This window comes from Rhizobium sp. WSM409 (assembly GCF_057653825.1).
The window spans coordinates 292,736-314,281 of the sequence record NZ_JBYGKP010000005.1 but is presented as its reverse complement, the minus strand read 5'-3'; the positions used below and the strand labels follow the sequence as shown (position 1 = coordinate 314,281).

At 61.3% G+C, this 21,546-nt stretch carries 18 protein-coding genes and 1 riboswitch; of the genes, 6 read left to right on the top strand and 12 right to left on the bottom strand.

Annotated features, from left to right (window positions below; all coding sequences use genetic code 11):
- Positions 1-2: 2 nt before the first annotated feature.
- From AC25BC_RS34230 to AC25BC_RS34205, 6 genes are all read right to left on the bottom strand, one after another.
- On the bottom strand, positions 3-653 hold the full coding sequence (locus AC25BC_RS34230) for an urea amidolyase associated protein UAAP2 (protein WP_017997233.1): 651 nt from the start codon (positions 651-653) through the stop codon (positions 3-5).
- A gap of 12 nt (positions 654-665) precedes the next feature.
- Positions 666-1,487, bottom strand: a complete 822-nt coding sequence (locus tag AC25BC_RS34225; RefSeq protein WP_128440155.1) for an urea amidolyase associated protein UAAP1 — start codon at positions 1,485-1,487, stop codon at positions 666-668.
- The gene (locus AC25BC_RS34220) at positions 1,484-2,314 is read right to left on the bottom strand and encodes an ABC transporter ATP-binding protein (protein ID WP_128440154.1); all 831 of its coding nucleotides are present in this window, start codon (positions 2,312-2,314) and stop codon (positions 1,484-1,486) included. The genes AC25BC_RS34225 and AC25BC_RS34220 overlap by 4 nt, the downstream gene beginning before the upstream one ends.
- Complete coding sequence (locus tag AC25BC_RS34215; protein WP_128440153.1) at positions 2,311-3,129, bottom strand: ABC transporter permease; 819 nt, start codon at positions 3,127-3,129, stop codon at positions 2,311-2,313. The genes AC25BC_RS34220 and AC25BC_RS34215 overlap by 4 nt, the downstream gene beginning before the upstream one ends.
- 65 nt (positions 3,130-3,194) lie before the next feature.
- The gene (locus tag AC25BC_RS34210) at positions 3,195-4,268 is read right to left on the bottom strand and encodes a putative urea ABC transporter substrate-binding protein (protein WP_128440152.1); all 1,074 of its coding nucleotides are present in this window, start codon (positions 4,266-4,268) and stop codon (positions 3,195-3,197) included.
- A 74-nt stretch (positions 4,269-4,342) separates the two neighbouring features.
- A riboswitch (guanidine-I (ykkC/yxkD leader) is annotated at positions 4,343-4,451 on the bottom strand.
- Positions 4,452-4,663: 212 nt separating this feature from the next.
- Positions 4,664-5,581 carry a helix-turn-helix domain-containing protein gene (locus AC25BC_RS34205; RefSeq protein WP_105010139.1) on the bottom strand — a complete coding sequence of 306 codons (918 nt, stop codon included), beginning with the start codon at positions 5,579-5,581 and terminating at the stop codon, positions 4,664-4,666.
- A gap of 86 nt (positions 5,582-5,667) precedes the next feature.
- Here AC25BC_RS34205 and AC25BC_RS34200 point away from each other — a divergent pair, with 86 nt between their 5' ends.
- From AC25BC_RS34200 to AC25BC_RS34180, 5 genes are all read left to right on the top strand, one after another.
- Positions 5,668-6,942 (top strand): extracellular solute-binding protein, encoded by a 1,275-nt coding sequence (locus AC25BC_RS34200; RefSeq protein WP_128440151.1) that lies wholly within the window; start codon positions 5,668-5,670, stop codon positions 6,940-6,942.
- Positions 6,943-7,029: 87 nt separating this feature from the next.
- On the top strand, positions 7,030-7,890 hold the full coding sequence (locus AC25BC_RS34195) for a carbohydrate ABC transporter permease (RefSeq protein WP_062941846.1): 861 nt from the start codon (positions 7,030-7,032) through the stop codon (positions 7,888-7,890).
- The gene (locus AC25BC_RS34190) at positions 7,887-8,723 is read left to right on the top strand and encodes a carbohydrate ABC transporter permease (protein ID WP_128440150.1); all 837 of its coding nucleotides are present in this window, start codon (positions 7,887-7,889) and stop codon (positions 8,721-8,723) included. Before AC25BC_RS34195 ends, AC25BC_RS34190 begins: the two co-directional genes overlap by 4 nt.
- Positions 8,724-8,747: 24 nt before the next feature.
- The gene (locus tag AC25BC_RS34185) at positions 8,748-9,830 is read left to right on the top strand and encodes an ABC transporter ATP-binding protein (protein ID WP_012760016.1); all 1,083 of its coding nucleotides are present in this window, start codon (positions 8,748-8,750) and stop codon (positions 9,828-9,830) included.
- Between the two features lie 39 nt (positions 9,831-9,869).
- Positions 9,870-11,873 carry an aldo/keto reductase gene (locus AC25BC_RS34180; protein WP_128407589.1) on the top strand — a complete coding sequence of 668 codons (2,004 nt, stop codon included), beginning with the start codon at positions 9,870-9,872 and terminating at the stop codon, positions 11,871-11,873.
- A gap of 42 nt (positions 11,874-11,915) precedes the next feature.
- Here AC25BC_RS34180 and cydX read toward each other — a convergent pair whose 3' ends face one another.
- From cydX to AC25BC_RS34150, 6 genes are all read right to left on the bottom strand, one after another.
- Positions 11,916-12,038 carry a cytochrome bd-I oxidase subunit CydX gene (cydX, locus tag AC25BC_RS34175; protein WP_012760018.1) on the bottom strand — a complete coding sequence of 41 codons (123 nt, stop codon included), beginning with the start codon at positions 12,036-12,038 and terminating at the stop codon, positions 11,916-11,918.
- Positions 12,039-12,051: 13 nt separating this feature from the next.
- Positions 12,052-13,206 carry a cytochrome d ubiquinol oxidase subunit II gene (cydB, locus tag AC25BC_RS34170; RefSeq protein ID WP_128440149.1) on the bottom strand — a complete coding sequence of 385 codons (1,155 nt, stop codon included), beginning with the start codon at positions 13,204-13,206 and terminating at the stop codon, positions 12,052-12,054.
- A gap of 6 nt (positions 13,207-13,212) precedes the next feature.
- Positions 13,213-14,793 (bottom strand): cytochrome ubiquinol oxidase subunit I, encoded by a 1,581-nt coding sequence (locus AC25BC_RS34165; RefSeq protein WP_017997224.1) that lies wholly within the window; start codon positions 14,791-14,793, stop codon positions 13,213-13,215.
- 77 nt (positions 14,794-14,870) lie between these two features.
- The gene (locus AC25BC_RS34160; RefSeq protein ID WP_128440148.1) at positions 14,871-16,562 is read right to left on the bottom strand and encodes an amino acid ABC transporter ATP-binding/permease protein; all 1,692 of its coding nucleotides are present in this window, start codon (positions 16,560-16,562) and stop codon (positions 14,871-14,873) included.
- Positions 16,559-18,304: a thiol reductant ABC exporter subunit CydD gene (gene cydD / locus AC25BC_RS34155; protein ID WP_128440147.1), complete on the bottom strand. Its 1,746-nt coding sequence runs from the start codon at positions 18,302-18,304 to the stop codon at positions 16,559-16,561. Before cydD ends, AC25BC_RS34160 begins: the two co-directional genes overlap by 4 nt.
- 4 nt (positions 18,305-18,308) lie before the next feature.
- Positions 18,309-18,887 carry a GbsR/MarR family transcriptional regulator gene (locus tag AC25BC_RS34150; protein ID WP_026157699.1) on the bottom strand — a complete coding sequence of 193 codons (579 nt, stop codon included), beginning with the start codon at positions 18,885-18,887 and terminating at the stop codon, positions 18,309-18,311.
- A gap of 699 nt (positions 18,888-19,586) precedes the next feature.
- Here AC25BC_RS34150 and AC25BC_RS34145 point away from each other — a divergent pair.
- Positions 19,587-21,482 carry a DUF3604 domain-containing protein gene (locus AC25BC_RS34145; protein ID WP_128440179.1) on the top strand — a complete coding sequence of 632 codons (1,896 nt, stop codon included), beginning with the start codon at positions 19,587-19,589 and terminating at the stop codon, positions 21,480-21,482.
- Positions 21,483-21,546: the final 64 nt, after the last annotated feature.

The following is a 21,546-nucleotide window of genomic DNA, read 5'->3' as shown; positions in this document are numbered from 1 at the left end:
GATCAGTCCTCGCCATCCCAGATCAGCACCCGGATCGGCGTCGGATCGAAACCGTTGCAGGGATTGTTGATCTGCGGACAATTGGAGATGACGCAGAGCACGTCCATCTCCGCCACCAGCTCGACATAGTCGCCAGGCGCGGAAATGCCGTCGACGATGGTCATCTCGCCGTTCGGCTTGATCGGCACGTTCATGAAGAAATTGATGTTCGGCACGATGTCGCGCTTGCCCATGCCGTGCTTTGTCACCTCGAGCACGAAATTGTCGCGGCAGGCATGCAGGTATTTGGTGCCGTGGCCAAAGCGCACCGTGTTGCTCTCGCAGGAGCAGGCGCCGGCGGATGTATCGTGGCGGCCGCAGCTATCGGCCGTCATGACAAGCATGACGTTGCCCTCGTTCGAGATGATCTTCGTGCCGGTGCCGATATAGGCGCCACCTTGCGCCCGCATCGTATCCTGGTTGGAATAACGCTCGGCAAAATCATCGGCGCGATAAAACAGCGTATCGATTGCCTGTTGGCCGTAGCTGTCCTCGATGCGGATGGTCTGACCCTTGCGGACGATGCCGGACCACGGCGCTTCGGCCGGGATGAAATGGTCCTGCACGGCATTTTCGAGGCTGCGCGAAGCTGAAGTCTTGATGAAATCGGTCATCGTCATCCTCCCTCAGGCCAGTATCGAGGCGTTGTTTTCGAAGCCGCGAAGGGCTTCGGCGGTCGCCGTGCGCGAGAGGTCGTCGACCGCGGGTACGGGGGCGCGAAAGCGCGTGACGAGCACCGGCTTCGGCGCATAAACAGGATCGGGATCGAGCGGATGCGGGCAATTGGAGAAGCCGACGATCATGTCCATTTCGGCGCGCAGTTCGGTATAGTCGCCGCTGTTGGAGAGTTTGCCGCGCCAGTGGAAGCCACCGTCATCGTCGACGCGGACCGGGGCGAAGAGATTGAGAATCCCAGGGATGTCGCGCCTGGTGAAACCAAGCTTGCCGGCGACGAGCACGAGATTGTCGCGGGTGTTGCGGGTCTTGACGCCGGGATATTTTGCAGCGTTCGAAGCTGCCGTCGAGCCGCCCATCAGGCAGTCGTGGGCGCCGGAGCTGTCCTCGATCAGCGAAAACATCACCCGGCCCATGTCTGAGAAGATGACGCGGCCCTTGCCGAGGGCGGTCGTCCACTGCACCTTGACCGTATCGACGAGATTGAGCCGTTCGCTCGTGTCAGCGGCGTTCCAGGCAACGAGCGCCACGGTCGATCCGCCTTCGCCCTGATCGATGCGAAGCGCTTCGCCGCGCTTCAGCGCGGTCGACCAGTACCAGCCGCCGGGGATGGTTTCCTGATGGATGATCGCAGCCGCATCGATTGCGGGGGCGGGAAGGGGGCTCGGGGCCGGCAAGGCCTTCGGCGCAAATTCCAGCCCCTTCTTCTGATGTTCCTCGTAACGCTGCCGGTTGGCAGCGATTTCCTCGGGCGAACGTCTGACATGCATCATGGTTTTTCTCCTGACGGACTGGAAGCCGGGTCGTCCCGGCGAAGGCCCAGAGAAATGACCGGGCCGTCCCGGTCGGGGCTGAAGACGGTGGGCGCGCCGGCAAGCCTCGGCGGCCAGATCGAAATGTCCTTGGTGATCGTCGCGCCGTAGCGCTCCTTTTCCTCCGGGCGATCACGCCGACGCTCGAAGGCCACGACCCGCGTCGCCAGCGTGAAGGCCTCGCGCATGTCGTGCGTCACCATGACGACGGTCATCTGCGTTTCGTGCCAGAGCCGCTTCATCAATGTGTGGATTTCGGCACGGATGCCGGGGTCGAGCGCGCCGAAGGGCTCATCGAGCAGCAGCACCTTCGGTTTCATGATCAGCGCCTGCGCCAGCGCCAGGCGCTGCTGCATGCCGCCTGATAGTTGCGCTGGATATTTGTCCTCGGCGCCGGAAAGGCCGACTTCGGCAATCAGCCGCCGTGCCTCGTCGACGGCGTCGCGGCGGGCCGCGCCAAAAAGCTTGGCCTTGTAGCGCGACGCCGAGAGTTCACGCCCGAGCAGCACATTTCCAAGGACTGTCAGATGCGGGAAGACGGAGTAGCGCTGGAAGACGACGCCGCGATCCGGGCCCGGCTCCTGCGGCAGTGTTTCGCCGTCGAGCAGGATGGTCCCTCGCGTCGGCCGCTCCTGGCCGAGCAGCATGCGCAGGAACGTCGACTTGCCGCAGCCGGACGGGCCGACAAGGGCGACGAAGGCGCGCGAAGCGACAGTCAGCGACACGTCCTCAAGCACGATCTGGTCGCCATACTCTTTCCAGACTTTTTCGATCACCAGTTCGCTCATGCCTGCTTCTCCAGCTCAGACCAGGGGAAGACGGCGATGCGGATGCGATCGAGGATATAATTCATGATCACGGCGAGCAGCGTGATCCAGACGACATAGGGAAAGATGATGTCCATCGAGAGATAGCGGCGGACGAGGAAGATGCGGTAGCCGAGACCGGAATCCGACGAAATCGCCTCGGCAGCGATCAGGAACAGCCAGGCGGGGCCAAGCTGAAGCCTCAGGCAGGTGATCAGCCGCGGCAGGATCTGCGGCAGCACGACACGAAGGCCGATTTGCCAGGAGGAACCGCCGAGTGTTTCAGCCTTGACGATCTGTTCGCGTGGCAGCTCCAGTGCCTTCAGCGCAAGATCACGGATCATCGTCGGCGCGACGCCGATGACGATCAGCGCGATCTTGGAGGCTTCACCGAGACCCATGGCAATGAAGAGGATCGGTAGCAGCGCCAGCGGCGGCACCATCGAGATGACGGCGACGAAGGGCGAGAGCAGGGCTCGGAGATACGGCAACATGCCGATCAGCATGCCGATGACGAGCGCGGTGATCGTGGAGATGCCAAGGCCGGCAAGCAGGCGGATCAGGCTCGCCCCGGTATCGGACCAGAGCAGGTATTGGCCGGTGCGCGGATCGGCGATGAAGGCGAGGCGGTCGATCGCATCGGCAAAACCGGCAAGGCCGGGCAGCAGCTTGTCGTTGGCGTTTTCCGCCAATCGTGCTGCCGAGCCGAAAGTATAGGCAACAATCAGCAGCACGAAGGGCAGCAGCGTCAAGGCAAGCTGCGCGCCCCGGCTCGGCCTCGTGTTGATCCAGCGCATAGGGAAAGCTCCGCTGATGAAGGGTGGGCGGTGCGGTCAACGCCGCACCGCTGCTTTGACATGGCTCAGAGCGAACCGTCGGCGGCGGCCTTCATGTAGGTCTCGGTGAAGCGCAGCTTGACGTTGCCGCTGTCGCCGAGGACCTTGCCGTCAGGCATTTCGATGCCGATGACGTCGGCCGATGGCGCGCCATTGCCGAGCAGGCCTTTTTCGAACAGGAAGTTGCGGACGAGATCCATTGTTTTCGGCAGGCTGCCCGAGGCCGTGAAGGCAACGGCATCGGCCGGCTTGGCAAACAGCTTGGTAGCGGCAAGCTGGGATTCGAAGCCCTTGAGATCGGTGCCCGATGCCTGGCCCATCGCCTCGCGGGCAGCCTTGCCGTCGGCATTGTCGGCAGTCAGCAGTGCTGCGGTTTCATACCAGATGCCGGCGAGCGCCTTGCCGAAATTCGGATTGTCCTTCAGCACGCCTGAATTGGCGACCATCAGGTCGATGATCTCGCCCGGCACTTGCGAGCTGTCGAAGACCTTCTTGGCCGTGGGATCCTCGAGAATGGTCGAGACCAACGGGTTCCAGGTGACGACAGCAGTCACGTCAGCCGTCTTGTAGGCGGCGACCATATCGGCGTCGGAGGTGTTGACCACTTTCACGTCGCGCTCGGTCAGCTTGATGCTTTCGAGTGCGCGGGCGAGAAGGTAGTGCGAGACGGAAAATTCAACGAGATTGACGTTCTGTCCCTTGATGTCGGCCAGGCTCGCCTTGTCCTTGAGGATGACAGCATCATTGCCGTTCGAAAAGTCGCCGACAATCACGGCCGTCGTATCGACGCCGCCGGCAGCCGGGATCGACAGGCCGTCCATGTTGGTCAGCGTCACGGCATCGAAGGCGCCGGCCGTATATTGGTTCATCGATTCGACGTAGTCGTTGAACTGGGTCACCTCGATCTTGATGCCGTATTTGTCGGCCCATTTCTTGACGATGCCGTGATCAGCGGCATAACCCCAGGGCATCCAGCCGACATAGATCGACCAGGCGACCTTGAAGTCGGTCTTCTGTTCGGCCTTGGCGATGGAGCCCAGTCCCAGCGCCAGGGACGCCGTCAGTGCGGTAATCGATAGAATCTTCGAAAAAGTCTGCATTGAAATTCCCCTTTTGCTTTTCTTCAAAAGGGATCGGCAATGACCATCGTGCCGCCAATCCCTTGGCTTACGAGGTCTCCCGGGCTTTTGTCCCGCCGTGCACCCGGCGGGATGTCTCCCCTGCCGGTGGCAGCTCTCGGACCAGCCACGCCTTGCGACGCCGGAACCCTAGCCACCAACTCTGCAACTATCGAAGCAAAGTGTGTGCCAAATTTTAAATCATTGATTTTAATGAGGGTGCGATGGCATCAATTCCCTGACAAATGCAATAGTGCATGCACTTGCACAGAAAATGTGCGCATTCTGCCGCCACCTTAGGCGTTGGTTCTTTTTTGCCCAGTGAAAAACAAGCACAGGCAGAACGCACAGAACGCCGAATTGCGGCTGGGCCTGAGCTAGTTCCGGAAAGCGCCGGCCGGGACCGTCGTCACCAGCCGGATATCGCGGCGGAAGTCCGACGGCGACATGCCGGCGATGTGGCGGAAGGATTTGTTGAAGGCGCTGATCGAGCCGAAGCCGCTGTCCATCGCCACCTGCAGCACGTTGGCGCCCTCGCTCATCAGCATCGCCTGAGCGCGCGACAGCCGCAGCAGCGTCACATATTTGCTGAGCGTCATGCCGGTCGATCGCTTGAACAGGTTCATCGCATATTTCGGATGCAGGTCGGCGGCGCGGGCGATATCGACCGAATCGATGTCGTGCAGGAAATTGGCGGCGATGAAATCACACATGCGCGCGACGCTGCGCGAGGAATGCGGGTGCGGGTGATCGCCTTCGAGACTGATGATGGCTTGCGACGTCATCGAATAAGGTTCGAGCGCGATCCGCTCGATGCGCAGCAGCAACTCGTCGACGGCGTGCTGGGCCTTGGCGGCATCGCCTGAGTTGGCATAGCGGAACCAGCGGGTGAAGTTTTCGTTGTCGGCGGCATCGGTCGCCGAGGTCAGCAGCGTCTCACCCTTCATAAGCCGGCTGGAAACGCTGATCGGCAGGCGCAGCCGGAAGAAATAGACGAGAGGCAGATGGGCGCCGGCATAGAGCGAATCGTCTGAGGATTCGTCCATCTGATGCGGCTGACCACCCCAGAAGAGGCACATTTCGCCGGCGTTCAGCCGGAATTCGTGGTCACTCATCCGGTAGTGCACGGTGCCGCGCATCACGTAGTTGACTTCGACCTGCGCGTGCCAGTGCGGCATGGCCATAACAGGCGGATGGGCATGAAACATCTGCAGCGCTGTCGGCAAACCTTCGATACTGCTCGCGCCGGGCTGATAGATTGCACGTGTGCCGACCTTACTTTCCGCCAAATTCATGTTCCCTTTTTAGGAGACACCCGCTCCCTTACAGATAGTCTAACCGCGTTCGTGAAAGATCGGCAATTGAAAAGGGAGGATTTTCAATGCGCTTCAAACTTCTCGCTGCGACCGCAGCTGTCGCAGTGCTTGCTTCCGGCTCCGCATACGCGCAGTCGGCTAATCTCACCATCTGGAGCTGGAATACGGCCGCGTCAGGGCTCAAGTCCACACTTGCAGGCTTCAACAAACAGTTTCCCGATATCAAGATCACGGTGGAGGATCTTGGAAACGGCCAGGTCTTCGACAAGACGCTGGCTGCCTGCGCCGCCGGTGGCGATGGCTTGCCCGATATCGTCAGCATCGAAAACTTCGAGGCTGAAATCTTCTGGAGCCGTTTCCCGGATTGCTTCGCCAATCTGAAGGAGCTCGGTTACACGGCCGACATTCAGGCGAAATTCCCCGAATTCAAGCGCACCGAGCTCGAGGTCGGCGACGTCGCCTACGCCATGCCGTGGGATTCCGGCCCTGTCGCCGTCTTTTACCGCCGCGACCTCTACGAAAAGGCCGGCGTCGATCCGAGCACGATCAACACCTGGGACGATTTCATCGCTGCCGGCAAGAAGATTTCCGCCGCCAATCCCGGCGTCGTCATGGCCCAGGCCGACTTCAACGGCGACAGCGAATGGTTTCGCATGATCGCCAACGAACAGGGTTGCGGCTATTACTCGACCGACGGTCAGAATATCACCATCAACCAGCCGGCCTGCGTCGCCACGCTGCAAAAGGTGAAGGAGATGAAGGATGCCGGCACGCTGACGGCGGCCAACTGGGAAGAAAAAATCCAGGCCGATACCGCTGGCAAGGCTGCGAGCCAGATGTATGGCGGCTGGTATGAGGGCACGGTGCGCTCGACCTCTCCCGATCTCAAGGGCAAATGGGGTGTCTACAGAATGCCTAGCCTGACGGCAGATGGTCCGCATGCGGCCAATCTCGGCGGTTCGTCGCTCGCCATTTCGGCGACGTCCGCGAATAAGGAAGCCGCCTGGAAATTCGTCAACTACGCCCTCGGCACGGATGAGGGTCAGATCACCATGCTGAAAGAGTTCGGTCTGGTCCCGTCACTGCTTTCGGCCGAGAAGGATCCCTTCGTCAGTGAGGCGCAGCCCTATTGGGGCGGCCAGAAGGTCTGGGCCGATATCCTGGCGACGCTGCCGAAGATCGTACCGAGCCGCGGCACCGCCTTCCAGAGCGATGCCGACGCCATCTACAAGGCGACGCAGACGAAGTTCTTCTCCGGCGGCTATCCCGATGCGAAGGCGGCTCTCGACGATGCCGCCAACCAGATCGCTTCGGCGACCGGCCTTCCGATCGCGCAGTGAATGACGAAGCCGGGCGCTTGACGCGCCCGGCTCTCGGTCCGCCGCAAGGCGGATGATCATTCGTTGGTTTTGTGAGGAGGAGGCCCGATGCCGTTCAGAACCCGGAGCGCCTATGCGTTCCTCGCCCCCTATCTGCTGGTCTTTGCCACCTTCTGGCTCTGGCCAATCATCAATTCGTTCCTGATCTCCTTTCAGAACACCCGCATCAATCCGTGGAAATACAGCTTCCAGGCCAATTGGGGCCGGCTCTTCTATGACCCGGCCTTCTACAACGCTCTTTACAACACGCTAATCATCCTGGTTATCCAGGTGCCCATCATGATCGCGCTTGCAACCGTGATGGCGGTGCTGCTCAATTCACCGCTGCTGAAAGCGCGTCCGCTCTTTCGCTTCGCCTTCTTTGCCCCCGTCGTCGTCGGCGAGGTCGCCTATGCCGCCGTGTTCCGGCTGATGTTCAGCCTCGATTTCGGAATCATCAACAAATTGATTTCAGCAATCGGCCTCAGTCCGGTTTCCTGGTTCGACAATGCGAATGCGGCAATGGCGGTGTTGATCATCGCCGTCACATGGCGCTGGGCGGGCTATAACGCCATCATCCTCCTTGCCGGACTGCAGTCGATCCCCGAGGACGTTTACGAGGCAGCGACACTCGACCGGGTGAGCAAGATCCAGCAATTCTTTCATATCACCCTGCCGCTTCTGAAACCGATCATCCTCTTTTGCGTGGTTCTTTCGGTGATCGGCACCATGCAGCTCTTCACCGAGCCCTACCTCATCACCTATCGCGGTGGTCCGGGCGGCGGCACGGAGACCCTCGGTCTGCTGCTCTACCGCCAGGGCTTCACCTCATTGAACTTCGGTTATGCCTCGGCGATCGCCTATACGATAGCAGCCCTTGCCGTGGCGATCTCGCTTTTCAATCTCTGGTTCGGGAGGGATCCGAAATGAGATCCAAATCGCAATCCCTTCTGCTGCGTCAGATCGCGCTGCATGCTGCACTGGCGCCGCTTGCTCTCGTCTGGCTGTTTCCGCTCTGGATGATGTTCGTCTTCTCCACGATGCCCGACAACGGCATCTTCAGCCCTGACATCGTGCTCTGGCCATCGACCAACTTTGTCGAGAATTTCAAGAACCTGCAGGCCGATACCGATTTCATCGGTGCGATGGTGATCTCCATCGGCGTCGCGCTGATCTATACAGTGCTCTCGGTGCTGCTGACTTCGATGGCCGGCTGGGCACTGGCACGTTACCGTTTCGTCGGCCGCTCCGTGGTCATCGCCATCATCCTCGGCACGATCACGCTTCCTTTCTCCGTGGTCGTCATTCCGCAATTCATCATGGTGGCGCGCGAGTTCAAGCTGGCAAACACCTGGGTGGCTCTGATCGTGCCACCGCTGTTCAATTCGCTCGGCGTGCTGTTCATGCGGCAGTCTTTCTCGATGATGCCGGGCGAGCTTTTCGATGCCGCCCGGGTCGAGGGCGTCAAGGAATGGCAGATCTTCCTGCGCATCGCTTTGCCGCTAGCGCGGCCGACCATGGCCGCATTGGCGATCATTCTTTTCCTACACTCGTGGAACAATTACCTCTGGCCGCTGCTGATCAATTCCAGGCCGGGGATGATGACGGCGCCGGTGGCATTGGGAACGCTGATCGGTCTCACCAAGGTCTCCTGGGGCGGCATCATGGCCGGCGCGGTACTGCTGACGGCGCCGATCCTCGTCATCTTCGTGGCTCTTCAACGCCATTTCATCGCCGGCATCGCGGCCGGCGCAATCAAATAATCGGCCAAATAATCGGGAGGCTGCATGGCAGAGCTTTCACTCAGCAACATCGTCAAGCGCTTCGGCGGCTTTGAGATCATCCACGGCGCCAATCTGGAGGTGAAGGACGGCGAATTCGTCGTCTTCGTCGGCCCGTCCGGCTGCGGCAAGTCCACGCTGCTCAGGATGATCGCCGGCCTCGAGGACATTACGTCAGGCGAGCTTCAGATCGGCGGCAGGGTCGTCAACGACGTCGAGCCCGCCGATCGCGGCATCGCCATGGTCTTCCAGTCCTACGCGCTCTATCCGCACCTGACCGTCGAGGAAAATTTGAGCTTCGGCCTGCGCATGAATGGCAATCCGAAGGGCGACACCGAGCGGCGCGTGCGCCATGTCGCAGAGATACTGCAGATCACCGAGTTGATGAAGCGTCGGCCGAAGCAGCTTTCCGGCGGTCAGCGCCAGCGCGTCGCGATCGGCCGCGCCATCGTCCGCGAACCACAGGTCTTCCTGTTCGACGAACCTTTGTCGAACCTCGACGCCGAACTGCGCGTACAGATGCGCGTCGAGATATCAAGACTGCACAAGAAGCTCGGTACGACGATGATCTACGTCACCCACGACCAGACGGAAGCGATGACGCTCGCCGACAGGATCGTCGTGCTGCGCGCCGGCAATATCGAGCAGATCGGCGCGCCGCTCGACCTATACGATGATCCCGCCAATCAGTTCGTCGCCGGCTTCGTCGGCTCGCCGAAGATGAATTTCCTTAAGGCCGTGGTGGTTGAGACGCAGCCGGGCAGGGCGGTGATCGCGCTGGAAAGCGACGCCAATACCCGCCTGACGCTGCCGGTCGCCGATACCATCGAAGCCGGCGCAAAAGTGACGCTCGGCATCCGTCCCGAACATTTCGTCGATGCGGGCACGGGCGATGCCGACCTCACCGTCACCATCGACGTCGCCGAACACCTCGGCAATACCAGTTACATCTACGCCACCATAGGCCCCGAGCAACTGATCATCGAGCGGCCGGAATCGCGCGTCGTCGGCAATCGCGACACGCTGACAGTCGGCCTTCCCGCCAACCGCTCATTCCTTTTCGACGGCGCCGGCAAGCGGCTTCGCTGAACTAAAATCCCAGGACACAAAGACGAAAGAGGATTTTCCATGACTTCAGATCAACCGATCCGCTGGGGCATCATCGGCCCCGGCACCATCGCCCGCACCTTTGCCGATGGCGTCGCTCATTCGCGCACCGGCAGACTGGTGGCGATCGCCACCCGCAATCCTGCAAAGCCGGGTCTTGCCGAAGGTTTCCCCGGCGCCCGCATCGTCGATGGTTACGAGGCGTTGCTCTCCGACAAGGAGATCGATGCGATCTATATCGCCGTCCCTCACACCGGCCACGCCGAATGGGCGATCAAAGCGGCACGCGCCGGCAAGCACATCCTGGTGGAAAAACCGATCGCACTCTCGGCCTACGATGCCGAAGCGGTTTATTACGAGGCGAAAAAAGCCGGCGTCTTCGCCGGGGAAGCCTTCATGTACCGCGTGCATCCGCAGACGGAGAAGCTGGTCGAACTCGTCAAAAGCGGCGTCGTCGGCACCGTTCGCATCATCCGCTCGAGCTTCGGCTTCAACATGGGCAGCTATAAGCCGGAACACCGGCTTTTCGCCAACGACACCGCCGGTGGCGGCATTCTCGATGTCGGCGGTTATCCGGTCTCGATGGCCAGACTGATTGCCGGCGCCGCGGAAGGCAAGGCCTTCCTCGAACCGGAGAAGGTCTCGGGCGTCGCCCATCTCGGAGAGAGCGGTGTCGATGAATGGGCATCGGCCGTCCTCAAGTTCCCCAACGAGATCATCGCCGAAGTCTCCTGCTCGATCATGGCGCAGCAGGACAATGTGCTGCGCATCATCGGCTCGGAAGGCCGGATCGAGGTCCAGGACTTCTGGTTTGCCTCCGGCCACAAGGGTGGTGTCGGCAAGATCGAGATCTTCAAGGGCAGCAGCCGAGAAACCGTCGAACTCAGGGAGGATCGCTGGCTCTATTCCTTCGAGGCGGACGCGGCCGGCGATGCCATCCGCGCCGGCAAGACTGAATTCAGCTCTCCCGGCATGAGCTGGGCGGATTCGATCGGAAACCTGCGTGTGCTCGACCAGTGGCGTGCCTCGGTCGGCCTCGAATACGGCGTGGAAAAAGCCAGCAAACGCACGGCAAACATTGCCGGCGGCGCGATCGCGCGCGGCAATACCGTTCCGCAGCGTCAGATTCCTGGCATTTCGAAGCCCGCCTCGGTCGTTACACTCGGCTTCGAATTCTTCCCGAACTTCGCCTCTGCCTCGCTGACGCTCGACGCCTTTTACGAAGCCGGCGGCAATGCCTTCGACACGGCCTATGTCTATGGCGGTGGCAAGACAGAGGCGATCTTCGGTGACTGGCACACGAGCCGCAAGGTGGCTCGCGAGGAGATCGTGCTGATCGGCAAGGGCGCCCATTCGCCGCTCTGCTATCCTGATATGATCGCAAAGCAGCTCGACCAGTCGCTTGCCCGGCTGAAGACCGACTATGTCGACATCTATTTCATGCATCGCGACAATACCGACGTGCCCGTCGGCGAGTTCGTCGATGCCATGGATGCCGAGGTCAAGCGTGGACGCATCCGTGGCATATTCGGTGGCTCGAACTGGACAAGGGCGCGCTTCGACGAAGCGATCGCCTATGCCGAAAAGACCGGCAAGACGGCGCCGGCAGCGCTTTCCAACAACTTCTCGCTTGCCGAAATGCTCGATCCGATCTGGGCCGGCTGCGTTGCTGCTTCCGACGACGACTGGAAGAAATGGCTGAACGAGAAACAGATCCCGAACTTTGCCTGGTCGAGCCAGGGCCGCGGCTTCTTTACCGACCGCGCCGGCCGCGACAAACGGGACGATGAGGAGATCGTCCGGGTCTGGTATTCCGAGCGTAATTTCGGACGCAGGGACCGCGCCATCGAGCTTGCCAACAAGCTCGGCCGCAATCCGATCCACATCGCACTTGCCTATGTGATCGCCCAGCCTTTCCCGGTCATTCCGCTGATCGGGCCGCGCACCGTCGCCGAATTGGAAGACAGCCTCTCGGCGCTCGACATCAAGCTGACGCCCGAGCAGGTGAAGTGGCTGGAAGGCTGAAGCAATAGAGAGGGCGCGGTTTGAACCGCGCCCTTTGCTTTTCTACTTAAGTGGCTCGGAAGCTTTTTTCCTGGCTGCGTCGTCCATCAGCTCATACCACATGGCGTTGAGGACGGCGAAGGCTGCGGCCAGCGGCAGGCCGAGGATCCATGCAAAATACCACATCGTTTCGTCTCCCTCAGTAAGCGTGACTGTTCTTGTCGGTGATGGACTTCTCATCGACCTTGCCCCACAGAACCTTGTAGACCCAGGCTGTGTAGGCGAAGATGATCGGCAGGAAGATCGCCGTCACGACCAGCATGATGAACAGCGTCATGTGGCTGGAGGATGCATCCCAGACCGTCAGGCTCGATCGCAGATCGAGCGAGGAGGGCAGGATGAACGGGAACATCGACAGGCCGACCGTCGAAATGATACCGAAGATCGCCACCTTGCTGAAGAGCAGCGTCATGACCTCGCGCCTTGCCCGCACGGCAATGAAGGCCAGTGCCGCGCCGACGAAGCCGAGGACCGGCGCGATGATCATCCACGAATGGGTGGTGTAGTTGGTCAGCCATGCGCCTTTCTCCAGCGCCACGGTCTTCAGCAGCGGATTGGAGGGGCCGATCGGGCTGATATCGCTGGTGATGCGATAACCACCGACGCCGATCCACAGGAAGAGGCCACCGAGTGCGAAAAGCACGATCACGGCAAGGGCGGCGATGCTGCCATAGCTTCTGGCGCGCTCGGCGACCGGGCCACTCGACTTCAACACCAGCCAACCCGCACCATGCATCGTCAGCATCGATAGGGAAAGCAAGCCACAGAGCAGCGCATAGGGGTTGAGCAGGGCAAAGAACGAGCCCTCGTAGAAGATCCGCATATCGTCGGCAAAGCGGAAGGGTACGCCCTGCAGCACATTGCCGACGGCCACGCCGAAGATCAGCGACGGCACGAAACCGCCGACGAAGAGCGCCCAGTCCCAGCCGCTCCGCCAGCTGGCGCTTTCCCGCTTCGAACGATATTTGAAGCCGACTGGGCGCAGGATGAGCGCGAAGAGGATCGCGAACATCGCCAGATAGAAGCCCGAGAAGGAGACCGCATAAAGCGGCGGCCAGGCGGCGAAGATGGCGCCGCCGCCGAGGATCAGCCAGACCTGGTTGCCCTCCCAGGTGGCGCCGATGGTGTTGATCGCCACGCGCCGTTCCGCATCGGTCCGGGCAACGAAAGGCAGAAGCGTGCCGACGCCGAGATCGAAGCCGCCGGTCGTCGCAAAAGCGATCAGCAGGATGCCGAGCAGCAGCCACCAGATGAGACGCAGGGTTTCATAGTCGATGAGTTCGTGAAGGATCATGGCAGGTCACTCCGCGGCCGGGACGAGGGTTTCGGAAATCAGAATCGCTTCCGGCTCGTCATCCGGCTCCGGTCCTTGCTTGATCGCCTTGATCATCAGGCCCATCTCGATGACGATCAACACGGTATAAAGTGCGCCAAAACCGATGATGGTCAGAAGCACGGTGCCGGCGCCGAGGCTGGAGACGGCTGCTGCCGTCGGCAGCACGCCTTCGATCACCCAGGGCTGGCGGCCGAACTCGGCGACGACCCAGCCGAGCTCGATGGCGACCCAGGGCAGGGGGATCGCCAGCACGGCAATCCTGAGAAGCAGCGGATATTTGTCGAGATGGCGGCGCGCCGACAGCCAGAAGAAGGTGGCGGTCAATAGGATGAAGAAGATGCCGAGGCCCACCATGATGCGGAAAGACCAGAAGAGCGTCGGCACGTGCGGGATCGTATCACGCGCAGCCTGAACGATCTGCTCGTCGGTCGCCTGGCGCGGATCGTCGACGTAGCGCTTCAGCAGAAGAGCGTAGCCCAGATCATGGCCGAGATCCTCGAAGGAAGTACGCACTTCCTGCGCAACCTGACCCTGTGCCGGTGCCGAACGGATCTGCATCAGCGCGTCGTAAGCCTTGATGCCGTCGCGGATCCGGGTTTCGGCCTGCTGTTCGAGCTTGTCGATGCCGGGGATTTCGGTGGTCAGCGAGCGCGTGCCGATCAGGCCCATGACCCAGGGAATGTGCACGGCAAAATGCGTCTCGCGCGCCTCCTGGTCGGGGAAGCCGAAGGCGGTGAAGGCTGCCGGCGCCGGTTCCGTCTTCCACATACCCTCGATCGCGGCGAGCTTCATCTTCTGGTTCTCGGTGGCGAGATAGCCGCTCTCGTCGCCAAGCACGACGACTGATAGAGCCGAAGCGAGACCGAAGGAGGCGGCGACCGTCATCGAACGCTTGGCAAGCTCGATATGTCGACCCTTGAGGATATACCAGGCAGAAACACCGAGCACGAAGATCGAGGCGCAGACATAGCCCGCCGACACGGTGTGGACGAATTTCGCCTGGGCAACGGGGTTGAAGACCACGTCGAAGAAGCTTGTGATCTCCATGCGCATCGTCTGCGGATTGAGCGCCGATCCCACAGGGTTCTGCATCCAGCCATTGGCAATCAGGATCCAGAGGGCAGAAAAGTTCGAGCCCAGCGCCACCGCCCAGGTGGCGACCAGATGGCCGACCTTTGACAGCTTGTCCCAGCCGAAGAAGAACAGGCCGACGAAGGTCGCCTCGAGAAAGAAGGCCATCAAGCCCTCGATCGCCAGCGGCGCGCCGAAGATGTCGCCGACATAATAACTGTAATAGCTCCAGTTCATGCCGAACTGGAATTCCATGACGATGCCGGTGGCGACGCCGAGCACGAAATTGATGCCGAACAGCCCGCCCCAGAATTTGGTCATCTGCCGCCAGATCTGGCGGCCGGTCATGACATAGACGGTTTCCATGATCGCCAGCAGCACGGACAGGCCGAGCGTCAAGGGCACGAACAGGAAGTGGTAAAGCGCCGTCAGCGCGAATTGGAAGCGCGATAACGCGACGATATCTAGTTCCATTGTTTTTCTCCCACGGTCCCACGGGGTACAAGGCGTTCCTCAGCACCGGCCGGCGCGTGAGGGTATGCAGTCTAGCTCTAGTCCGGCCGAAGCCGGTCGAGCGCCTTTTCGAACGCCGCCTCTCCACGGCCCGAAACTTCTATGATGCGGCCGCCTTCAATGACGGCGATGCGGTCGGCGATTGATGCCTCCCGGCGGATATGCGTGGCGATCACCAACGAGCGGTCCGTCGCCATGGCCGACAGACGGCTGAGCACGTCGCGGGCGGTGACTCCATCGAGGCCCTCGGTCGGCTCGTCGAGCAGCCAGAACGGCGTGTCGCGCAGGAAAAGCCGGGCAAGCGCCAGCCGGCGCGACTGGCCACCAGAAAGACCGAGCCCGCCTTCGCCGAGCCGGGTATCGATCCCCTGCGGCATGGCCTCGATATCGGCAAGCAGGCCGGCGGTGGCAAGCGCTTCACGAAGCCGGGCCTCGCTCGCATCCGTGTTCGCAAGGAGCAGGTTGCCGCGCAGGCTGTCCTCAAAAAGTTCCGTCCGTTGCGTGAGCAGCGTCGCCGTCATCGCGGCAACATCTCCCGTCCTTGCCGGCAATTCACCGGAAAGGAGAGCAAGCAGGCTCGACTTACCGGCACCGCTGCTGCCGATGACGGCGAGGCGTTCGCCCCGTTGAAGCGCAAGTTCGATATCCTCGAGCGCCGGCACGGCGGAGTTTTCATGGAAGGCTGACACCTTCACCAGCGAAAAAGCGCATCCCGGCAACGGCGCCGGCAATGGTTCGGGTGCCGCCGCGACGGCAAGCCGCGGCGCGATGCGCCGTGCCGCAAGCAGCGTCCTGCCGAGCTCCAGTGCGCCACGGCGCAGCGCCGCAAAGGGTTCGACTGCCGCAAACGCGACGAGCAGGCCGAGTGCCGCGACAGGAGCGGTAATCACCTTCGTTTCCGCAAGGACCGCGACGGCAAGCAGCGCTGCTGTCAGCAGCACGGTGGAGACAAGGCCGAAGCCGAATGTCAGGCGGGTCTCGACGCGGTTCAACCGGTCGTCGGCGCGGCCGGCGTAACGATCGGCTGCGGCAATCGCCTCCCTTTGCGCGGCAACCCGGCCGGCCATCAGCAAATCGGTCTGGCCGGCAATGAGATCGATCGTTCGCGACCGTAGCGCCTCGATGCCATGGGCGCGTCTGCGGGCATGTTTGCGCGCCGCCCGGCCAGCGATCAGCGGCAGGCCGAGGCCGGCACCGGCGAGAAAAAGGCCGAAGCAAAGACCGAACAGGGGATGCATCAGCCCCAGCACCACGCTTGCCGCCAGGGCTGCAGCGATCGCGACCGCAGCCGGCACGAGAATGCGCAGGTAGAGGGAATCGAGCGCATCGATATCGGCCGTCAGCCGGAAAAGCAGCCGTGCGGGACGATGCAACAGGGTGCGAGCCGCACCCGGCTCGGCAAAGCCACGAAACAGCCTTTCGCGCAGGGCGGCGAGCACACCGAGCGTTGCATCGTGGGTCGCAAGCCTTTCGCCGTAGCGCGCGGCCGTACGGACAATGGCAAGCAGGCGGATGCCGGCTGAGGGCGCAAAGACGTCGAAGGTGATGACGGCAGCGGCTGAAAGGCCGGCGAGCGAGGTGGCGGTGATGAACCAGCCGGACAGTCCGAGCAGGGCGATGCCAGCCGTCACCGTCGCCGCCGAAAGTGCTGCGCCGAGCAGCAGCGCACGCCGGCGCTCGGCAAGGAACAGATGCAGAATCGGCTTGAGGTCTGCAGCAGATCCGCTCATTCGGCGGCCTCCCTTATAACGATGTCGGCATCGACGCGCATGGCGCGATGCATGCGGGCGGCAAGCAACGGATCGTGAGTCGCAACAATAAGGGTGCGGCCCCTGGCGAGCAAAAGCAGGCTCTCGGTCACCTCGGCGGCGGTAGTAGCGTCGAGATGTGCGGTCGGCTCGTCGGCCAGGATAATCCGGAGATGCGGATTGCAGGCCGCCCGCGCAATCGCAAGCCGCAGCGCCTCGCCGCCGGAAAGCCCGATCCCGCCTTCGCCGAGCGGCCGGTTGCCATAGGCGGCGGCGACTTTTCCGAGCCTGGCGGCGTCGAGCGCATCCGTCACGTCGTCGCGCAGGATACCAGGCCTGCCGAGTGCGACATTGCCGGCGATGGTGCCCGCAAAAATATGCGGTCGCTGGCCGATCCATGCCATGCTGGCCCGCAAGGCATGGGCGCTGTCATCCACAAGTTCGACGCCGCCGATGATGATGCATCCGCCGGTGCAGGGCACTAGTCCTGAAATCAGCGAAAGAAGCGTCGACTTGCCGGAACCGCTGGCGCCGAGAAGCGCCAGATGTTCGCCGGCGGTGATATCGAGGTTGAAACCGTCAAGGATCAACGGTTCGCCGGCGTCGTAGCGAAAATCGACATTCTCAAGACGAATGGCCGGCGCCTCGGCGACGGCAGATACCGCCGGCGCGACGTCGGCTGCACCTCGAATGGACAGGCGGCCGGCAGCGAGGGCGTCCAGGGCCTTCAGCGCCGCCTCGCCGGCCGCCCGATCGTGCCAGACAGCGGAGAGTTCGCGCAGGGGCTCGAAGAAGGCCGGTGCGAGCAGCAGGATGAACAGTCCCTCGGTCAGGTCGAGCCGGCCCACCCAAGTGCCGAAGCGAATTTCGCCGAGCAGGCTGAAACCGACATAGACGGCAATCATCGCCACGCCGAGTGCGGCGAAAAGCTCGAGCACCGCCGAGGAGAGAAAGGCGATCTTCAGCACCGCCATGGTGCGCGTACGCAGCGACTCCGCCTCCCGACGCAGCCGTAGCGCCGTTGCATCGACTGCGTCGAGTGCACGGATGGTCGCCAGTCCGCGCAGCTGATCGAGCAGGAAGCCGTTGAGGCCACCGGTGGCGACGAGCTGTTTTTCGCTGGCCGCCTGGGCGCGCCAGCCGATCAGCGCCATGAAGATCGGGATCAGCGGCGCGGCAAACAGCAAAACCAGCGCGGCAATCCAGGAGACCGGAAGGATGAAGGCAAGGATGACGAGCGGCACAAGGCTCGCCTTCATGCGCGCCGGCTGGAATCGGGCGAGGTAGGGCACGATCAGTTCGGCCTGTTCGCCAATGACGCTTGCGGCTTTGCCGGAGGCAGGCCGGCCGCGATCGACCGGCGACGACACGGAAAGTGCCGCGACGGCGATCTGGCGCCTGCGGCTGAGTTCGGCGCGGGCGGCTTGGAAAGCTAGGCGACCGCCGGCCGCGTCGAGACAGCTTCTTGCAAATCCGAGGGAGAGGATGCCGAGGGCTGGCCAGAGAACGTCATGCAATCCGCCGCCATCGGCGATGCGGCCGACCGAGACGGCGAGCAATGCCGCCTGCGGGATCCAGACGGCGGCGGCCAGCGCCTGCAGCATTGCCGCCCTGCGCAGCCCGCCTTTGACATTATCGGGGCGGGTGACAGGCGAGACTGTATCGCCGTCCGGCACCGGCTCGGCGCCCCGTCCGTCCTTCGCGTCGAAGAAAGCAGTGCCCATGGCGCTAACTCTTGTTCGCAGGATTTGGCCGGCGGCTGCGGCCGAGCGAAACGACCCGGTCCTTGGCCTCCAGAAGCTTGGTCACTTTCGCGCCCAGCGAGAGTAGCGTTGCGAGCCTTTCTGTTTCAAGTTGTTTTACGTCTTCATACCAGTGCGTCAGTTGCTCGATCAGCGTGTGCATCTCGCTCATCCGTTGCTGCGCATGCCGCTCGGCGTCGCTGGCCGGCCGCTGCATCAGGATCTCTCGCAGAACCGACAGCGTCGGATCGACTTCGCGCTTCTTTCGCTCCTCGGCAAGCGTCCTCAATATCTGCCAGACATCATCAGGCGTGGTGAAGAAATCGCGACGGTCGTCCGGCTTGTGTTTCAGGATGACAAGGTTCCAGGCCTGCAGTTCGCGCAGGCTCATCGAAACATTGGAGCGCGAGATGCCGAGCGACTCGGCGATCTCTTCGGCGCAGACCGGCGCGGGCGAAACGAAGAGCAGGGCATAGATCTGGCCGACCGTGCGGTTGATTCCCCAGCGCGATCCCATTTCGCCGAAGTGGAGAACGAAGGACTGAACGAGAGGCGGAAGGTTCATGGTCGTTTCCGTTGCGTCTGTGATTTCAGAAATTTCTGAAATCACTATACTGACTTTCACGTCTCGCCGGCAATCGGCAAGGCAAGCCTGCGTCAATTTGGATATCCGTTCGTTGATGGTGGGCTAAAGCGCGCCGCGTTCAATCGGATTCATGCGACGCGATTTGGTCTTTGTTTTAATGCATGTTGTTATCCCAAAACCGCCGCACATTTTTGGGCGACAGGCAGTAGATATAGCCGGGTGCGGCGCAGGCCGATTTGACTTGGATCAAGTCTACAGCACTTACAGCGATGGCGCAGAAATGCGCGGTGCATGCCGAGCGTTCTGGTTGGATCGTAATGTCTTGGTGGCTTTACTTCCTGATTTCAATTGAAGCCGTAAGCCCGAAGTGGTTATCGAGGCGCACCGCCTTGAGATTGTTTCCACAATGTTTCCGTGATGTACTTTACATATTGCTAAAGTAGTGTTCAGCTACCTCGGGGATCAATCCCGCCGGGATGGCCACGCAAACAGACTTACATATACATTTCTGTTTCGAATAGCTTCGCTCAAGGCTCGGCAATACACCCTCAGCCATCGGGCCGCAGGTGCAACAGAATACGCAGCTGTTGATTTCAATGGAGGGTATTCGCAGTGACCGCTAATCTTAAATCCGTAACCGGGGCAGCTGCAGTTGTAGCCGGCGTCTTGGCAGTCTGCTTGTGTCACCCAGTCTGGTCGCAGGAGGCCGAACACACTGATATCGGGGATCTCGACAAAGAAAAAGCCGCGCAGCTTTTCCCGAAACAGCGGCCTTATTCGCCTTACGCCGACAGAAATTTTCCAACGCGCCCCTTCTTTGGGGACACGCACCTTCACACCTCATTTTCGATGGATGCCGGAGCCTTCGGCGCGAGGATAGGTCCTCGGGACGCATATCGGTTTGCCAGGGGCGAACAGATCACAGCTTCCTCAGGACAGCCTGCGAAGCTTTCGCGTCCTCTGGACTTCCTGGTGGTCGCGGACCACTCCGACAACATGGGATTCTTCCCCGATCTGTTTGCCGGCAAACCAAACTTGCTCGCCGATCCGACGGGGCGCAAATGGTACGACATGTTGCAATCGGGCAAGGGCGCGGACGCCGCGATCGAAATTATCGTCGCGTTCTCCCACGGCAAGTTTCCGAAAGACCTCATGTATTTTCCGGGAACCGACTCCTATCGAAGCGCCTGGCAGGACACGGTCGCTGCCGCAGAAGAATTCAACGAGCCGAACCGCTTCACGGCCTTCATCGGTTATGAATGGACCTCGAATACCAACGGCAACAACCTCCATCGCAATGTTATTTTCCGTGACAATGCTGACAAGGCAAGCCAGGTCGAGCCGTTCACCGTGTATCCGCCATTTGGCAGCGACAATCCTGCCGATCTTTGGAAATGGATGGCGGCCTACGAGCAGAAGACGGGAGGTCGGGTGCTGGCAATCGCGCATAACGGCAATCTCAGCAATGGCCTGATGTTTCCAATCGTCGAGCAGTTCGGCAAGAAGATCGACGTGGATTATCTCCAGACCCGCGCCAAGTGGGAACGTCTCTACGAAGTGGCGCAAACCAAGGGATCAGGTGAGGCACACCCCTTCCTGTCGCCGAACGACGAGTTCGCGGACTTCGAAATCTGGGACAAGGGCAATCTGGACGGTAGTGTGGCCAAGACGAACGAGATGCTCGAATTCGAGTACGCGCGTTCCGCTTACAAGAACGGGATGAAGCTCGAACAGCAGCTCGGCACCAATCCCTACAAGTTCGGGCTGATCAGCAGCAGCGACGCCCATACCGGGCTCGCCGCAATGGAGGAAGACAACTTTTTCGGCAAGACGACGCCGCAAGAGCCTAGTCCACATCGCATGACGGCGACTTTCGTCGACAACAAACAGACCGGCGTCAAGATCATGGACTGGGAGGTGTCTGCGGCGGGCTACGCGGCCGTGTGGGCCACAGAAAACACCCGGGCCGCTGTGTGGGATGCTATGCAGCGCAAGGAAACCTATGCGACGACTGGCCCGCGGATGGTGGTTCGCTTCTTCGGAGGATGGGATTTCGAGGCAAAGGACGCGCAGAACCGTATGCCGGCAGAGATCGGCTATACAAAGGGCGTGCCGATGGGCGGTGATCTCACCGCCGCACCGACCGGCAAGGTGCCGACATTCCTGGTTGCCGCCCTCAAGGACCCGATCGGAGCAAACCTAGATCGCTACCAGATCGTCAAGGGATGGTTGGACAAGGACGGCAATGCGCAAGAAAAGGTATATGACGTCGTCTGGTCCGATGACCGGAAACCTGCTGCAGATGGGAAATTGCCTCCTGTCGGCAATACGGTGGATTTATCGACCGCCACGTGGACAAATACGATTGGTGATCCCGAACTTATGGCTGTTTGGAAGGACCCGGAATTCGATCCGACGCAGCGGGCGTTCTATTACGGCCGGGTGATCGAAATCCCCACACCCCGATGGACTGCCTACGACGCATACCGCTTCGGCGTAAAGCCTCTGCCCGGCACCGCAATGACGCTGCAGGAGCGCGCCCTTACGTCACCGATCTGGTACAACCCGTCATGACGACGTGACGTGGTAGGATGGCTTGAAAGAGGTGGCGGCGTTCGATTGCCACCTCGTCAATCTG

Bases quoted from the DNA above. Each gene is read 5' to 3' on its own strand.
- AC25BC_RS34230 (WP_017997233.1), bottom strand. From the start codon at position 653: ATGACCGATTTCATCAAGACTTCAGCTTCGCGCAGCCTCGAAAATGCC.
- AC25BC_RS34225 (WP_128440155.1), bottom strand. From the start codon at position 1,487: ATGATGCATGTCAGACGTTCGCCCGAGGAAATCGCTGCCAACCGGCAG.
- AC25BC_RS34220 (WP_128440154.1), bottom strand. From the start codon at position 2,314: ATGAGCGAACTGGTGATCGAAAAAGTCTGGAAAGAGTATGGCGACCAG.
- AC25BC_RS34215 (WP_128440153.1), bottom strand. From the start codon at position 3,129: ATGCGCTGGATCAACACGAGGCCGAGCCGGGGCGCGCAGCTTGCCTTG.
- AC25BC_RS34210 (WP_128440152.1), bottom strand. From the start codon at position 4,268: ATGCAGACTTTTTCGAAGATTCTATCGATTACCGCACTGACGGCGTCC.
- AC25BC_RS34205 (WP_105010139.1), bottom strand. From the start codon at position 5,581: ATGAATTTGGCGGAAAGTAAGGTCGGCACACGTGCAATCTATCAGCCC.
- AC25BC_RS34200 (WP_128440151.1), top strand. From the start codon at position 5,668: ATGCGCTTCAAACTTCTCGCTGCGACCGCAGCTGTCGCAGTGCTTGCT.
- AC25BC_RS34195 (WP_062941846.1), top strand. From the start codon at position 7,030: ATGCCGTTCAGAACCCGGAGCGCCTATGCGTTCCTCGCCCCCTATCTG.
- AC25BC_RS34190 (WP_128440150.1), top strand. From the start codon at position 7,887: ATGAGATCCAAATCGCAATCCCTTCTGCTGCGTCAGATCGCGCTGCAT.
- AC25BC_RS34185 (WP_012760016.1), top strand. From the start codon at position 8,748: ATGGCAGAGCTTTCACTCAGCAACATCGTCAAGCGCTTCGGCGGCTTT.
- AC25BC_RS34180 (WP_128407589.1), top strand. From the start codon at position 9,870: ATGACTTCAGATCAACCGATCCGCTGGGGCATCATCGGCCCCGGCACC.
- cydX (WP_012760018.1), bottom strand. From the start codon at position 12,038: ATGTGGTATTTTGCATGGATCCTCGGCCTGCCGCTGGCCGCAGCCTTC.
- cydB (WP_128440149.1), bottom strand. From the start codon at position 13,206: ATGATCCTTCACGAACTCATCGACTATGAAACCCTGCGTCTCATCTGG.
- AC25BC_RS34165 (WP_017997224.1), bottom strand. From the start codon at position 14,793: ATGGAACTAGATATCGTCGCGTTATCGCGCTTCCAATTCGCGCTGACG.
- AC25BC_RS34160 (WP_128440148.1), bottom strand. From the start codon at position 16,562: ATGAGCGGATCTGCTGCAGACCTCAAGCCGATTCTGCATCTGTTCCTT.
- cydD (WP_128440147.1), bottom strand. From the start codon at position 18,304: ATGGGCACTGCTTTCTTCGACGCGAAGGACGGACGGGGCGCCGAGCCG.
- AC25BC_RS34150 (WP_026157699.1), bottom strand. From the start codon at position 18,887: ATGAACCTTCCGCCTCTCGTTCAGTCCTTCGTTCTCCACTTCGGCGAA.